The organism is Flavobacterium sp. NLM (genome assembly GCF_002210235.1).
GTDB classification, from domain to species: Bacteria; Bacteroidota; Bacteroidia; order Flavobacteriales; family Flavobacteriaceae; genus Flavobacterium; species Flavobacterium panici.
In genome coordinates this window covers 44,539-58,605 of record NZ_LIAC01000009.1, presented here as the reverse complement: position 1 = coordinate 58,605, position 14,067 = coordinate 44,539, and the positions used below count along the sequence as shown (strand labels likewise).

At 32.8% G+C, this 14,067-nt stretch carries 15 protein-coding genes; 13 read left to right on the top strand and 2 right to left on the bottom strand.

Annotated features, from left to right (window positions below):
- Positions 1-172 precede the first annotated feature (172 nt).
- The 5 genes from APR43_RS12495 to APR43_RS12475 all read left to right on the top strand — a co-directional run bounded on the left by APR43_RS12495 (position 173) and on the right by APR43_RS12475 (position 3,804).
- Positions 173-763 carry a Crp/Fnr family transcriptional regulator gene (locus APR43_RS12495; RefSeq protein WP_053473915.1) on the top strand — a complete coding sequence of 197 codons (591 nt, stop codon included), beginning with the start codon at positions 173-175 and terminating at the stop codon, positions 761-763.
- Between the two features lie 100 nt (positions 764-863).
- Positions 864-1,622: an SDR family NAD(P)-dependent oxidoreductase gene (locus APR43_RS12490; RefSeq protein ID WP_053473916.1), complete on the top strand. Its 759-nt coding sequence runs from the start codon at positions 864-866 to the stop codon at positions 1,620-1,622.
- Between the two features lie 355 nt (positions 1,623-1,977).
- A complete protein-coding gene (locus APR43_RS12485; RefSeq protein ID WP_053473917.1) occupies positions 1,978-2,427 on the top strand; it encodes a Panacea domain-containing protein in 450 nt (149 codons plus the stop codon).
- Positions 2,427-2,864, top strand: a complete 438-nt coding sequence (locus tag APR43_RS12480) for a hypothetical protein (RefSeq protein WP_053473918.1) — start codon at positions 2,427-2,429, stop codon at positions 2,862-2,864. The genes APR43_RS12485 and APR43_RS12480 overlap by 1 nt, the downstream gene beginning before the upstream one ends.
- Positions 2,865-3,408: 544 nt before the next feature.
- Complete coding sequence (locus APR43_RS12475; RefSeq protein ID WP_053473919.1) at positions 3,409-3,804, top strand: helix-turn-helix domain-containing protein; 396 nt, start codon at positions 3,409-3,411, stop codon at positions 3,802-3,804.
- 267 nt (positions 3,805-4,071) lie between these two features.
- Here the strand turns inward: APR43_RS12475 and APR43_RS12470 are convergent, their stop codons facing one another.
- On the bottom strand, positions 4,072-4,857 hold the full coding sequence (locus APR43_RS12470) for a sulfite exporter TauE/SafE family protein (RefSeq protein ID WP_053473920.1): 786 nt from the start codon (positions 4,855-4,857) through the stop codon (positions 4,072-4,074).
- A 398-nt stretch (positions 4,858-5,255) separates the two neighbouring features.
- Positions 5,256-5,882, bottom strand: a complete 627-nt coding sequence (locus tag APR43_RS12465) for a Crp/Fnr family transcriptional regulator (RefSeq protein ID WP_053473921.1) — start codon at positions 5,880-5,882, stop codon at positions 5,256-5,258.
- Positions 5,883-6,356: 474 nt separating this feature from the next.
- On the opposite strand from APR43_RS12465, the gene APR43_RS12460 reads away from it, so the two are divergent.
- From APR43_RS12460 to APR43_RS12425, 8 genes are all read left to right on the top strand, one after another.
- Positions 6,357-6,668, top strand: a complete 312-nt coding sequence (locus APR43_RS12460; protein WP_053473922.1) for a rhodanese-like domain-containing protein — start codon at positions 6,357-6,359, stop codon at positions 6,666-6,668.
- Between the two features lie 74 nt (positions 6,669-6,742).
- Positions 6,743-8,323 (top strand): NADP-dependent glyceraldehyde-3-phosphate dehydrogenase, encoded by a 1,581-nt coding sequence (locus APR43_RS12455; protein WP_053473923.1) that lies wholly within the window; start codon positions 6,743-6,745, stop codon positions 8,321-8,323.
- A gap of 195 nt (positions 8,324-8,518) precedes the next feature.
- Positions 8,519-10,390, top strand: coding sequence for a M1 family metallopeptidase (locus tag APR43_RS12450; RefSeq protein ID WP_053473924.1), 1,872 nt, complete (start codon positions 8,519-8,521; stop codon positions 10,388-10,390).
- Between the two features lie 93 nt (positions 10,391-10,483).
- Positions 10,484-11,746, top strand: coding sequence for an alpha/beta hydrolase-fold protein (locus tag APR43_RS12445; RefSeq protein WP_240514952.1), 1,263 nt, complete (start codon positions 10,484-10,486; stop codon positions 11,744-11,746).
- A gap of 10 nt (positions 11,747-11,756) precedes the next feature.
- Positions 11,757-12,149 carry an ACT domain-containing protein gene (locus tag APR43_RS12440; RefSeq protein ID WP_053473925.1) on the top strand — a complete coding sequence of 131 codons (393 nt, stop codon included), beginning with the start codon at positions 11,757-11,759 and terminating at the stop codon, positions 12,147-12,149.
- 85 nt (positions 12,150-12,234) lie between these two features.
- Positions 12,235-12,852 carry a hypothetical protein gene (locus tag APR43_RS12435; protein WP_053473926.1) on the top strand — a complete coding sequence of 206 codons (618 nt, stop codon included), beginning with the start codon at positions 12,235-12,237 and terminating at the stop codon, positions 12,850-12,852.
- Between the two features lie 97 nt (positions 12,853-12,949).
- Positions 12,950-13,360 (top strand): GNAT family N-acetyltransferase, encoded by a 411-nt coding sequence (locus APR43_RS12430; protein ID WP_053473927.1) that lies wholly within the window; start codon positions 12,950-12,952, stop codon positions 13,358-13,360.
- A gap of 185 nt (positions 13,361-13,545) precedes the next feature.
- The gene (locus APR43_RS12425; protein ID WP_053473928.1) at positions 13,546-13,917 is read left to right on the top strand and encodes a hypothetical protein; all 372 of its coding nucleotides are present in this window, start codon (positions 13,546-13,548) and stop codon (positions 13,915-13,917) included.
- Positions 13,918-14,067: the final 150 nt, after the last annotated feature.

The following is a 14,067-nucleotide window of genomic DNA, read 5'->3' as shown; positions in this document are numbered from 1 at the left end:
TTGCCTCCAGTTTTAACTGGAGGTTTTTTTATTGATACTCAGAAAAGGCTTTAGCCAAAATCGTAAAGTTTGGCTAAAGCCTTTTATTTATTTAGATTTGTTTACCTCCAGCTAAAGCTGGAGGCAATTAATAATACTGCTTACATCCATTCTAAATCGTAACTTAAACTTCATGGAAGACCTGACATCATTTATTGAAAATATTAATCAAAAAGTCGTTTTGTTGCCGTATGAAATAGATGCTTTATTGTCTGAGTTTAAAGTGCGAAAAATAAAGAAAAGACAGTTTATCGTACAGCCGGAATTTGTAAACAAGCACAGAACTTATGTGCTTGAAGGAGCTTTTCGCGCTTATGTTGTAGATGAAAAAGGAAACGAGCATACCATTCAGTTTGCTATCGAAGACTGGTGGATAGCTGATTATAATAGTTATATATACCAAACTCCGGCGACGATGTTTATAGTCGCGTTAGAAGACAGCGTGATTCTGCAAATAAATCATGAAGCCGAACAGAAACTTAAATCTTCCGCTCATAATCTTGAAACATTATTTAGAATAATGGCCGAAAAATCTGCTGCATTTTTTGCGCGTCGTATTATTGCAACGCTTACGCAAAATGCAGAAGAACGTTATACGGAGTTTCTGGAAAAGTTTCCAAAAGTTGCGCAAAGACTGCCGCAATACGCCCTCGCGTCTTATCTTAATATGACTACAGAGTTTTTATCGAAAATACGTAATGAAAAAGTAAAGAAAAAAGGTTGAACTAGTTCAACCTTTTTTCCTAAGATACTTCAACTTTTCAGCCTCACTTAATACCCAACTTTGCTTTATCAATTAACAACGTATAATTAATAAAGTTAAAATGGAAAATTCACAAAAATTAAAAGGTAAAGTAGCCTTAATAACAGGCGCATCAAAAGGTATAGGCGCCGGAATCGCTAAAGCATACGCAAATCAAGGCGCAACAGTAGTTGTAAATTACTCTAGTAATAAAAATGACGCCGATAAAGTTGTTGAAGAAATAACTATTAATGGCGGAAAAGCAATTGCAATACAAGGTAATGTTGAAAAAGCGGCTGATGTAAAACGCATTTTTGAAGAAATTTCAAAAACATTTGGTAAGCTTGATATTTTGGTAAATAATGCCGGTGTTTACAGTTTTGCAGGTATTGATGATATTACCGAAGAATCTTTTCATCGTATGTTTAACATTAATGTCTTGGGAAGTATATTGACGATTCAGCAGGCTGCAAAATTATTTGGAGATAACGGCGGTGCTATTATTAATGTTGGTTCGATTGTATCAACACTTGATATGCCAACTACATTGGTTTACACACAAACTAAATATGCTGTAGATGCCATGACGCGTATTCTTGCGAAAGAATTTGGTCCAAAGAAAATACGTGTCAATTCTATTAATCCAGGACTAATCGAAACAGAAGGTTCTCATAGTTCTGGAGTTATGAATGGAGATGCAGAAAAATGGCATGTTTCTGAAACGCCTCTAGCACGTGTAGGCAAACCAGAAGATATTGCAAAAGTTGCTGTATTTCTTGCTTCTGAAGATTCGTATTGGATTACTGGCGAAACAATTGCTGTTTCTGGCGGACAACGCTAAGTAATTTTGGTTTAAGATCAATTGCCTCCAGTTTTAGCTGGAGGTTTTTTATTGATATTGAGAAGGCTTTAGCCCAAATCGTAAAGTTTGGCTAAAGCCTTTTTTATATAGATTTGTTTACCTCCAGCTAATTTATTGAAAAACTATAAGTTATTTATCCGAGGTTGCGTTAGGGATAGAAGCGGTATCCTTTTTGTTTTTTCTTCAAAAACAAAAAGATACAAGCGGATAGCCCGGCCGAAGGTAACGCCCAAAAACTTCTCGTTAAATTTTTTTAATATAATTTTTACAAATATTGTATTTGGTTGGGATTTTCTTAGTTTTGTTAGAAGAGAAATAATTAAAATTTTAGAAAATGTATAATTGTTTTGATATAGCGAAGTACTTCATAGAATTGGCAAAAGCAGAAGGACAGGGACTTGACCCAATGAAATTGCTAAAGCTTACTTATATTTCGGATGGATGGCATTTGGGAATTACCGGAAAACCACTTTTTGATAATGAAATTCAGGCGTGGAAATACGGCGCAGTTATTCCAGATTTGTATTATGCCATACGAATGTTTGGGAAAGATCCGGTTGATCCGTTTTTGTTAAATATTTCTGCGAAAACTCCATTAAAAGAAGAGGATAAAGAATTCCTGAAAAAAATCTGGGATAATTACAAAGGTTTATCGGGATTACAGCTTTCGGCATTAACGCATGAAGAGGGAAGTCCGTGGTGGCAAACCTGGGACGGATCGCATGATGTTGTAATTGGAAATGATTTAATTAAAGAATATTATCAGCAAAAATTGAATAGTTAATGGAAAAGACTTTAGCAGAAAAATTACCCGAAAGTGCTTTAGGAAATGATATTATTAATGTTCCAAAAGATGTAACGAAAGAGGCTGAGAAAGAAGCTCATTTAATGAGACCTTACGATCCAAAAAGCCATTCGGAATATATAGAACTTAAAAGATTTGAAATCGAACAGGCAAACGAAAGTCTGGAACGAAAGCTGAGACAGGAAAACGCTAAAAAAGCTTTTATTTTTTCGTCAAGATGGGCGATTTTTATTGCTCTTGTTATTTTACTGCACGGAGCAGGCGCATCTTATAAATTCTTTATTCTTTCGCAAACCGAATTTTTATTTGTTGTAGGAACTTTAACGACTTCAATTTTTACTTTTTATACTTTGGTTTTGAGGTATTTATTCTATAGAAAACCAAATGCTAAAACTACAGAGAAGAAAATAGCTTAAATAATTCAAGTTGCTAGTTAATAAAGTGTAGTCCCTACGGGACAAAAATTGACATGAATAAATTGATTTCTACCAATATGTAATCTCTCCGAGATATTTTTTTGTTACTCGTTAGGAGTTAAATATTTGTAGTAGTAGTCCCTACGGGACAAAATTTGACATGAATAAATTGGTTTCTACCAATATATAATCTCTCCGAGATATTTTTTTGTTACTCCGTTAGGAGTTAAATATTGGTAGTAGAATAATAAAATCTACCAGAAAAAATATCCCGTAGGGATTAAACTTTTCTAGAGCCAATTTATTTATTGAATTATCAGACTAGCAACTTGAATTAAATAGTTTCATCTTTGTCAAAGTTTAAAACTTTGACAAAGATTATCTACAAGTAAAAAAGATACTATTTTTATTTAGTATTATTTTTTTGTCAGAAAAATTATATTTTTGGTTGGATTAAAAGACACGAAATTGTATCGTACATAAGACAAATGTGTATTTTACCAAACCAATAATTTTTTCGGGAAATTTTAAATATCTTTGAATTATGAGCACAGAAACCAGACCCAGAAATATAGGAAGAAACATAAGCCGAATAAGAGAGCTTCGCGGAATGAAACAAGGAGCACTTGCGGATGCCATTGGCACAAGTCAGCAAACTATTTCCAGTATTGAAACCAGTGAAACTGTCGATTTTGAAAAATTGGTACAAATTGCAAAAGCACTTGGCGTGACAGTAGAAGCTATTGAAAATTTTACAGAAGAATCTGTTTTTAATTTTTTTAATAATTTTTACGATAATAGTTCAAGTCAGGGAAATAGCTTTAATCAAGGCATGTATGCTACTTTTAATCCTTTAGATAAAGTAGTTGAACTTTATGAACGTTTAGTTCAGGCCGAAAAAGAAAAGGTTGAATATTTAGAAAAGCTTTTGAAAAAATAACCACAATCATTGTCATTTCGACCGAAGGGAGAAATCGCACGCGGGATTCGCCAAAGATTGACGACATTCTTTACGGAGCTTCTAGTGCGATTTCTCCCTTCGGTCGAAATGACAAAAATGCGAAAACCAACTTTAAACCGCAGTTTTTATCAAAATTATTTAAAGTCTTGGTTTAAACTTCGAAAAAGATTCTACAAGTGAAACTCATTCAAAAATATTTAAAGAAAAAAATCTGCTTTATCTGCTAAATCTGCGTGAAAAAAATAATTAAAACAAAACCTCTTTAGCAATTATATAAAATCCCATTACGAGAACAAACCAGCCAAAAAGCGGTTTTAATTTAGTTCCGTCGATTTTTTTAGAAAGCTGGCTTCCAATTAACATTCCAAGAAGTGCCATTCCCGAAACGCCTAATAAAAAAGTATAATCTATTGGAGTTCCTATATATAAATCTCCTCCAAAACCTATTGAAGAATTGATTGTAATAATCAATAATGAAGTTCCAACGGCTTGTTTCATAGGTAATTTTGCAAAAAACAAAAGTGCCGGAATTATTAAAAATCCGCCGCCGGCACCAAGAAATCCGGTCACGATTCCCACTAAAAATCCAATGATACTTAATTGAATATAATTGGTTTCGGTGCTTTTTGTTTCCGAAAGGTTTTTCCGAATCATCGAAATCGCCGCTGTTATCATTAAAACCGAAAAGACAATCATAATCAGAAAATCTTTTGAAACGGTATAAGACGCCACAGAAAAAAGTGTCGCAGCAATTTGAGGAAATATAACTTCGCGAATGATCAAAATCGAAATCACAGAAGGAATCGCAAAATACAAAGCTGATTTCAGTTTAAGATTTCCCATTTTATAATGACTGTAACTTCCGAATAAAGCGGTTAATCCAACAATAAATAAGGAATACGAAGTAGCCTGATCAGGATTTACTTTAAATAAATACACCAAAATAGGAATTGTCAATATCGATCCGCCTCCGCCAATTAAACCCAGCGAAACCCCGATAATGATTGAAGCAAAATATCCTAAATATTCCATTGCATTTATTTTTATGCAAAGTTGCTTCGTTAATTATAAATCTACAGTAACATTTATCACATAGGGGATTTTTTGCCCACAGGTTTTACGGATGAAACGGGTTGACACAGATTATTTGTTGCATTGAGCAGATAAATTTTAACACATAGTGACATAGCTTTACTAACTCAAAAAAAGGCGTTTCACTTTTCATTAATATACATAGCTATGTGTAAATAATCTATATATTTATTTCAATCTATTATTACGACAAAAAAACTATGTTTTTATGTGTTTAAAATTGAAGATAAAGTTTGTCACATTGAGCGAAGTCAAGAACCCGCAAAGCATTTCGACTTCGCTCAATGTGACAAAACATCAGCGAAAACCCGTTTCATCAGTAAAATCTGTGGGCAATATTACTTTAATAATTCAATCTGGTTTCGGTTTAGTTTGACCAAACCTCGTTGTTCCATTTTTTTAAGTAAGCGTGAAACTACTTCTCTTGAAGTATTTAATTCGGTGGCGATTTCTTGGTGTGAAAGTTTTACTTCAGAACATCCGCAGGCATCAGAATGTCTTTTTAAATAAAACTCCAAACGTTCGTCCATAGAACGGAAAGCGATATTATCGACAACTTCCAGAACTTCTTCAAAACGACTTCTATAAGTTTCAATTACAAATTCATACCACGAACGGTGTTCCATCATCCATTTGTCCATCATTTGCAGCGGAATCATCATAACCGAAACATCTTCCACTACTTTTGCCATGATTTGGCTTTTTTCACTTTTTGCGGTACAGATCATCGAAATGGCGCAGGCTTGTCCGGGCTGCAGGTAATACATTAAAAACTCACCGCCATCTTCGCCTTCACGGTAAATTTTGATTTTTCCTTTTGTAATTAAAACTGTGTTTTTAATATATTGTCCGGTGCGCATTAAAATAGTTCCGGCCTCAAAATCCTGATGGCTTCCGTTTTCTTCAATAGTCGCAATAAGTTCGCTGGAGAAATTAGGAAAGATGGTTTTTAATGAATTTTGCATGTATTATATTTTTTTTGCCACGAATTTCACGAATTTTCACGAATTCATTTAGTGATTATTTTTGAATTGATGACGAATATTTTTTTTGAAATATTGGATGTCTTTTTTATATGTTGAAAATTATTTTTTTGACGCGAATTTCACAAAATTCCAAAAAATAATTCGTGAAAATTCGTGTAATTCGTGGCAAAACATTTTATCAAAAAGAGATTAAATACTATAATTTTTTACAAAGATAATAGATTCAGCTGTCATTAATTGTCAGAAAACTATATTTGAAGGTATTTTGAGCAAATGAAAAAATCCTATTTTCTATCGATTTTCTAGGGTGTATTTTTAAAAATAGTAAGTAAATTTGTGTTTCACTGATTATAATACTTTCTCTAAAACGTTTTCTGAGAATAATAATCGAAATCGCATTTGGTACGTTTTTAATTAATAGAAACGTCGTAATTTTACAAAAACACATTTATTATGAATTTATCACAAGAAGATTGGGTTAATCAGCTTGCTGCTGACGAGAATGCAGTTATACTGGACGTAAGAACTGAAGACGAATTTAATGATGGCTATATTGAAAATGCTTTAAACATTGATATCAATAAAGGTCAGGGTTTTATTTATGAAATCGAAGAATTAGATAAAAATAAAAATTACTACGTGTATTGTCGTTCTGGAGCCAGAAGTGCAAAAGCTTGCCAGGTTATGAATGAATTAGGCATCGAAAATGCCTATAATCTGCTAGGCGGAATCCTGGACTGGGAAGGCGAAACCGTACAACCATAAAATGAAAAAGAGGCATAAAAAAGCCTCTTTTTTCATTAAACCGCTATTAATAACCAAATAAAAATTACCAGATTATGAGTTTAATTCCAGAAGAGTTTGAAATTAAAAGCCTTATAAATCAAGACACTTATCTTGTAAATGGAGAATTAAAACAATGGACAGGACAAACCACACCTGTTTTTTCGACTATTTCTTCTACAGAAAAATATACGCCAACATTATTAGGATCTATTCCGTTTATGGCAGAAGCAGAAGCTGCCGAAGTTGTTGAAGCTGCAAATGCGGCCTACAATAAAGGGCAGGGATTATGGCCAACTATGAAAGTAGCAGACCGTATTAAATGCATGGAAAATTTCGTTACCCAAATGAAAGAAACCCGCGAAGAAGTTGTGAAACTTTTGATGTGGGAAATTGGAAAAAACCTTGGCGATTCTCAAAAAGAATTTGACAGAACTGTCGAATATATTTATGATACAATTGCCAGCTACAAAGAATTAAACGGACGCAGTGCACATTTTGAAAAAGTGCAGGGTGTAAACGCAATGATTCGCCGTGGACCTCTTGGAGTAGTTTTATGTCTTGGACCTTATAATTATCCTTTAAACGAAACTTTCTCTTTGTTGATTCCGGCTTTGATTATGGGTAATACTGTAATTTTCAAACCGGCTAAACATGGTGTATTATGTATTTCGCCATTATTGGAAGCTTTTAGAAGCAGTTTTCCAAAGGGTGTTATCAATATTGTTTACGGTAGAGGAAGAGAAGTAGCTTCTCCAATTATGAAATCGGGTAAAATTGATGTTTTGGCATTAATTGGAAACAGTAAATCGGCGATTGCTTTACAAGATCAGCATCCAAATAAAAACAGACTTCGTTTAATTTTAGGATTAGAAGCTAAAAACCCTGCAATTATTCTTCCGGATGCCGATTTAGATTTGGCAATTCAGGAATGTATTACGGGAACTTTATCTTTTAACGGACAGCGTTGTACGGCTTTAAAAGTTTTATATGTTCACGAATCAATTATAGAAGAGTTTAATAAAAGATTCTCTGAAAAAGTAGACGCATTACAATTTGGAAATCCGTGGGAAAAAGGAGCAGCATTAACACCGCTTCCAGAAACAGATAAGCCAAAATATATTCAGGGATTAATTGACGATGCAACAAGCAAAGGCGCAAAAATCCTGAATGAAAAAGGAGGAAAACATACCGATAATTTTATTTTCCCAGCCGTTTTATATCCGGTAAACAGCAAAATGCGTGTGTATCACGAAGAGCAATTTGGACCCGTAGTTCCGGTTATTTCTTTTAAAGATATTCAGCAGCCGTTAGAAGATATGGCCGAATCTAATTACGGACAGCAGGTAAGTTTGTTCGGAAAAGATATTAAAACCCTAGCACCGCTTATCGATGCTTTGGTAAACTTAGTATGCCGTGTGAACTTAAACAGTTCTTGCCAAAGAGGCCCGGATGCTTTCCCATTTACAGGTCGTAAAGATTCTGCAGTTGGTACTTTAAGTATTCCAGATGCTTTGCGTTCTTTCTCAATTCGTACGTTTGTCGCTTCAAAAGATATCGCTTATAACAATGAAATTTTGCAGGAATTGCTAAACAGCAAGGAATCAAATTTTATTAATACCGATTATATTTTGTAGTATCAAGGTTATATATTAATTGTAGATACCGTCTTTTTCTTCTTGAATTAGGCGGTTTTTCTTTTTTTAAGTTGCTGAGATTCTAAGTTTGATTTTTTATAACTTGGAAGATAAATTTTATCAATTTTGTAACTTTATTTTAAAAACGCGGTCTTATATAAAACACTTAAATTTTATAAAACCAAAAACCAGCTTATGAAAAAAACATTATTTCAATTTGCATTTATAACTTTTTTGTTTTTGGCACAAACGGGCTTTGCGCAAGAGCTTTATATGCCAAGAAATATTAAAGAGGCTTACGCCAAAGGGACTCGCTCGAAAGACGGAAAACCTGGAAAAAACTACTGGCAGAACCACGGAAAATATACAATGGATATTACTGTTGATGCCAAAACAAAATTGGTAAGCGGAACAGAAACAATCGTTTACGAAAACAATAGTAACGATAGTTTAAGAAACCTTGCAATTCGGTTTGTAAACAATCTTCATAAACCTTCTTCACCAAGAGGCGGAAGCGTAAGTGACGATTTTTTAAGTAACGGATTAACAATTACGTCTCTAAAAGTAGCCGATGTAGTCTATAAAGAAGATGCCAGAAGCTGGGGAACTGTGGGGAATGTGAAATTGAAAAAAGCAATTGCACCACATTCTAAAATCACCATTAATATTGACTGGAATTATCCTTTATCAAAAGAAAGCGGAAGAGAAGGACAAATTGACGAAACTACATTTTTTGTAGCGTATAGTTATCCTAGAGTTTCTGTTTTTGATGATTACAACGGCTGGGACAGAATATCACATACAGATCGTCAGGAATTCTACAATGATTTCAACGATTATGTTTACTCTGTAAAAGCACCAAAAAACTATGTGGTTTATGCAACCGGAGATTTCTTAAATCCAGATGAGGTTTTACAGCCTGAGTTTGCAGCACGTTTGAAAAAATCATACGTAACAGATGAAATCATGCATATTGCAAACGAACAGGAAATAAAAAACGGTGTCGTAACCAAACAAAACGAATGGAATATCTGGAAATTTGAAGTTAAAAATATTTCAGATGTATGTTTTGGTTTAAGCGATCATTATTTATGGGATGCGAGCAGCGTTGTGGTAGATAAAAAAACAAATCGCCGCGCAAGTGTACAGGCAGCTTATGATGTAAAAGGAACTGATTTTGTAAATTCAATTAAAAACAATCAATATGCTTTAGACTGGTTTTCTAATAACTGGCCTGGAGTTCCGTATCCGTTTTCTAAAATGACAGCTTTTCAGGGTTTTGCAGATATGGAATACCCAATGATGTGTAACGATTCACAAATGAATGATCCAAAATTTGCTCAATTAGTTCAGGATCATGAAGTAGCACATACTTATTTTCCTTTTTATATGGGAATCAACGAAACGCGTTATGCTTTTATGGACGAAGGCTGGGCAACCACTTTTGAATATTTAATTGGAATTGCAGAACACGGAAAAGAAGCTGCAGATAAATTTTATAAAGAATTTAGAGTTGAGCAATACATTAACGATAAATCAACAGAAGAAGATCAGCCAATCATTTCAATGTCTACACAAGTTTCTGGCCCGGGTTATGGAAACAACTCATACGGAAAAGCTTCTCTTTCTTATATAGCTTTAAAAGATTTACTTGGAGATGATTTATTCAAAAAAGCACTGCACCATTATATGGATACGTGGAACGGAAAACATCCAATTCCGTGGGATTATTTTAATTCGATGAACACAGGTTCAGGAAAAAACCTGAATTGGTTTTTCAATAACTGGTTTTTTACAAATAATTATATTGATCTTTCTGTTAAAGATGTTTCAAAAAATACAGTTGCTATAGAAAACAAAGGAGGTTTTGCCATTCCGTTTGATGTAAATATTGTTTATGCTGATGATTCAACAGAAACGGTTCATCAAACTCCGGCAGTTTGGGAGAAAAATCAAAATTTAGTTTCGGTTGCTTTAAGCAGTAAAAAGCAAATTAAAAAAGTTACGCTTGATGGCGGGATCTTTATGGATGCTACGCCTGACAATAATATCTGGGCAGCCAAATAAAAAACTTAAAAGCCGTCTTTTTCTAATGATTAAGGCGGTTTTTTTATCAGTCATAAAAATCTTTTAACAATGAACCAAATAAAATAACCAATTATGAAAAGCAGCTTAGTTAGGATTTTAATGAATAAATTAATCTTGTTTTTTGTTTTTTTAATGCTGTCTACTATTGGATTTGCTCAAAAAAACTCAAAAATCGAAATAGGAACTATCGATAGTATTTCTTCAAAAATATTAAACGAGAATCGCAAAATATGGATTCATTTGCCCAAAAGCGCTCAAAATACAGGATTTGCAAAACAAAAATATCCTGTAGTTTATCTTCTTGATGGTGATGGACATTTTAGCTCGGTTGTTGGGATAATCGAAGAACTAAGTGAAGTAAATGGAAATACAAACTGTCCGGAAATGATTGTTGTAGGGATCACAAATACAAATCGTAATCGGGATTTAACACCAACACATTCTGAAGTTGATCTTCCGTTTGTTCCTAAAAATCTCAGTGAACAATCTGGAGGCGGAGAAAAATTTGCCGATTTTCTTGAAAAAGAGCTGATTCCGTATATTGATGCTAGATATCCAACTGCGCCATACAAAACATTAGTAGGGCATTCTTTTGGCGGATTGACTGTTATGAATATTTTGACTAATCATACTTCTTTATTCAATTCATACGTATCGATAGACCCAAGTATGTGGTGGGATCATGACCAGTTTTTAAAAGAAACCACTAAAAAATTAGCCGCAAAAAACTTAACCAATATTTCCTTGTTTTTAGCAACTGCCAATACAATGGATGATAATATGGATGTAATTAAAGTTAGAAAAGATACTACTGCTTTTACAAGACATATCAGGGCTATTTTAAATTTAAATGATTTCCTGAAGGAGCATAAAAAGAGCAATCTTAATTATGATTACAAATATTATAACGAAGATAATCATGGTTCTGTACCTTTAATTGCAACTTATGATGCGTTTCGTTTCATTTTTAAATTCAGTCAATTAAAGCTTTCTATACCAGAACAGATTAATTTTAATGCAGCCGTTTTTACCAAAATTGAAAAACATTATAATGATGTTTCAAAACATTTAGGATATAAAGTATATGTGCCGGAAAATGTAGTGAATAATTTTGCGTATCAATCGCTTGGGAAAAAAGACTTAGAATTTGCCGGATATTTATTCAGGTTAAATGTTGCCAATTATCCGCAAAGCCCAAATGTATATGATTCATTAGGCGACTTTTATGAAGCAAGCGGAGATAAGAAAAATGCAATTGCAAATTATGAAAAGGTATTAGCAATGGATAAAAACTTTCCTGAAACAAAAGGGAAATTAGATAAGCTTTTAAAATAAAACAGAGAAAATGTCAGGAGAAAAAGATCTTCAAAAATTACTTAAAACAATGAAACCTGAACACAAACGGGGCGATTATGTTTTTTGTAAAGTTGATACATTAGAGAATTTCAACTTAGATGAAGTTGAAATGTTATTTAGGGAAAAAGAGGCTATAACTATTATTTTAAAAGAAGAAATAGCAATAAAACTGAAACTGAATTACTTTGTAGTAATGTCATGGATAACGCTTACGGTACATTCTTCGCTGGAAGCTGTGGGCTTAACAGCCGCATTTTCAAAAGCACTTTCAGATCATAATATAAGCTGTAATGTTGTTGCAGCATTTTATCACGACCATATTTTTGTCAATAAAAAAGATGTCACAAAAGCAATGCAAATTTTAATTTCATTTTCAAATTAAATTTAAATCAGATTAAACTTATTTTTTATTTCACTTTGTAAGAAAAATATTCTAATATTGCAAAATAAAAATAAAGTTTAAACAGATGAAAAATTATTTGATTCTTATCATTTTGCTTTTTTCAATAAAAGGTATAGCGCAAAATGCTTCAAAGGAAACATTTCAGAAAAATAAATACGAATTAGCCCTTTCTTATTTAAAGAAATCAGAGTATGTAAAAGCTCTTGATTTGTTTTCATTGGCATCTAAAATTAAACCGGAAAGCGAAATTGGGCAGGAATCATTAAGAGAGATAGATACCTTAAAAGAAATTTTAAGAAAAGATGTTTTAGAAAAAGTAAGCGGAACCTGGTTAGTTACAGGCGATAAACCAATTTGGACACTTAAAGCTAATGAAGATTTTAAAAAACAAAAAGTTGATAAATTAGTAGAAATAGCGCAGGATAAAATTTTATTTTATGAACAGGATCGCAAATCAAAAGTAAAAACGCTGGTTAAAACTGAGGATTTACTTTATTTTAATGATGACAGATCAGATTCTTTATATTCGGCATTTATTTTATCAGATGGAAGGGTTTGGGATTGTCTTTTAAATGATGATAATAAAGTAATGCGTGCCATTAATATAGGGAAGTACGGAAAAAAAGGCGTCAAGAAAATAACCGAAAATAATTCTGAAGTTTATTTTATAAGAGAGAAGTAATTCAAAAAATCAATATAATTGAAAAGGGAATCTGTTTTAAGGTTCCCTTTTTATTTTAAAATTGATGTAATTTTGAACTTTCAGAAATAAACATAAAATGGAAATTAAACCAATTCAGGCTTCACAAACCTGGCAGATAAGACACGAAGTAATGTGGCCGGACCAGCCTTTTGAATTTGTACAATTAGAAGAAGACAATTCAGGATTTCATTTTGGAGTTTTTGAAGATCATAAATTAGTTTCTATAATTTCCTGTTTTATTGAAGGTAAAGAAATGCAGTTTCGAAAATTAGCTACTTTATCAGCATTTCAGGGAAAAGGAATTGCTTCTCATCTTTTAGAATATATTTTACAATTTGCTAAAGAAAGGGATTTAGAAAAAGTTTGGTGCAATGCCAGAACCAATAAAAAGTCTTTTTATGAAAAATTTGGAATGAAAGATACTTTTAAAACTTTCACCAAAGCCGGACAGGAATATACCATTATGGAAATCAATTTCTTAAAATAGATTCCTACATTCTGCTAACAATTTAATAGTAAGATGTTTATTGTCTTAAAATACTTTAAAAAACGTCGTTTTTGAATGTAATTTTAATGTAATAAAAAAATGAAAACGTTTTCGTTTTATATAACTGTTAAACCTTGTTAAAAATTCTTTTTTTGTTTTGATAGTTTTACTACTTTCGCACCCAAATGAGAAAGTTAATAGTATTTTTAGTATTCATGAATTTGCTTCTGCTAGGCGGAGGCCAATATCTTAATGCAAATACTTTTTCTCATCATCATAATCTTTCACAGAAACACAGAGTTAAATTCACGAGCCAGGATCGTGGAACTTCTATAATTGAAGATGCCGATGTTGATCTTGAAGAAGATCTGTTAGGAAATGATGATGCTTTACTTACGAATAAGCTTTTTGCTGCTTCGTACAGCTTAGTAGACAATTTGTATCTGGCACTTTCAGATCAGTCTGCTGCGAATGATTCCAATCGTTTTAAAATTTTTACGCCTTCTTTAGGGCATTCAAATCCTATCTACATTACTCAACGAGTATTAAGAATTTGATTTTACAGTATACATCGGTTACCTAAGTCGTGATCTCCATATCTCGTTGATGTATATTTTTTTTACTTCTGCTTATATGAAAATTAAGTTCTGACTTCAGGCTGGCTGATGCATTTTATCATTTAAGAAATCATTATTCCAAGCATTCAA

Bases quoted from the DNA above. Each gene is read 5' to 3' on its own strand.
- APR43_RS12495 (WP_053473915.1), top strand. From the start codon at position 173: ATGGAAGACCTGACATCATTTATTGAAAATATTAATCAAAAAGTCGTT.
- APR43_RS12490 (WP_053473916.1), top strand. From the start codon at position 864: ATGGAAAATTCACAAAAATTAAAAGGTAAAGTAGCCTTAATAACAGGC.
- APR43_RS12485 (WP_053473917.1), top strand. From the start codon at position 1,978: ATGTATAATTGTTTTGATATAGCGAAGTACTTCATAGAATTGGCAAAA.
- APR43_RS12480 (WP_053473918.1), top strand. From the start codon at position 2,427: ATGGAAAAGACTTTAGCAGAAAAATTACCCGAAAGTGCTTTAGGAAAT.
- APR43_RS12475 (WP_053473919.1), top strand. From the start codon at position 3,409: ATGAGCACAGAAACCAGACCCAGAAATATAGGAAGAAACATAAGCCGA.
- APR43_RS12470 (WP_053473920.1), bottom strand. From the start codon at position 4,857: ATGGAATATTTAGGATATTTTGCTTCAATCATTATCGGGGTTTCGCTG.
- APR43_RS12465 (WP_053473921.1), bottom strand. From the start codon at position 5,882: ATGCAAAATTCATTAAAAACCATCTTTCCTAATTTCTCCAGCGAACTT.
- APR43_RS12460 (WP_053473922.1), top strand. From the start codon at position 6,357: ATGAATTTATCACAAGAAGATTGGGTTAATCAGCTTGCTGCTGACGAG.
- APR43_RS12455 (WP_053473923.1), top strand. From the start codon at position 6,743: ATGAGTTTAATTCCAGAAGAGTTTGAAATTAAAAGCCTTATAAATCAA.
- APR43_RS12450 (WP_053473924.1), top strand. From the start codon at position 8,519: ATGAAAAAAACATTATTTCAATTTGCATTTATAACTTTTTTGTTTTTG.
- APR43_RS12445 (WP_240514952.1), top strand. From the start codon at position 10,484: ATGAAAAGCAGCTTAGTTAGGATTTTAATGAATAAATTAATCTTGTTT.
- APR43_RS12440 (WP_053473925.1), top strand. From the start codon at position 11,757: ATGTCAGGAGAAAAAGATCTTCAAAAATTACTTAAAACAATGAAACCT.
- APR43_RS12435 (WP_053473926.1), top strand. From the start codon at position 12,235: ATGAAAAATTATTTGATTCTTATCATTTTGCTTTTTTCAATAAAAGGT.
- APR43_RS12430 (WP_053473927.1), top strand. From the start codon at position 12,950: ATGGAAATTAAACCAATTCAGGCTTCACAAACCTGGCAGATAAGACAC.
- APR43_RS12425 (WP_053473928.1), top strand. From the start codon at position 13,546: ATGAGAAAGTTAATAGTATTTTTAGTATTCATGAATTTGCTTCTGCTA.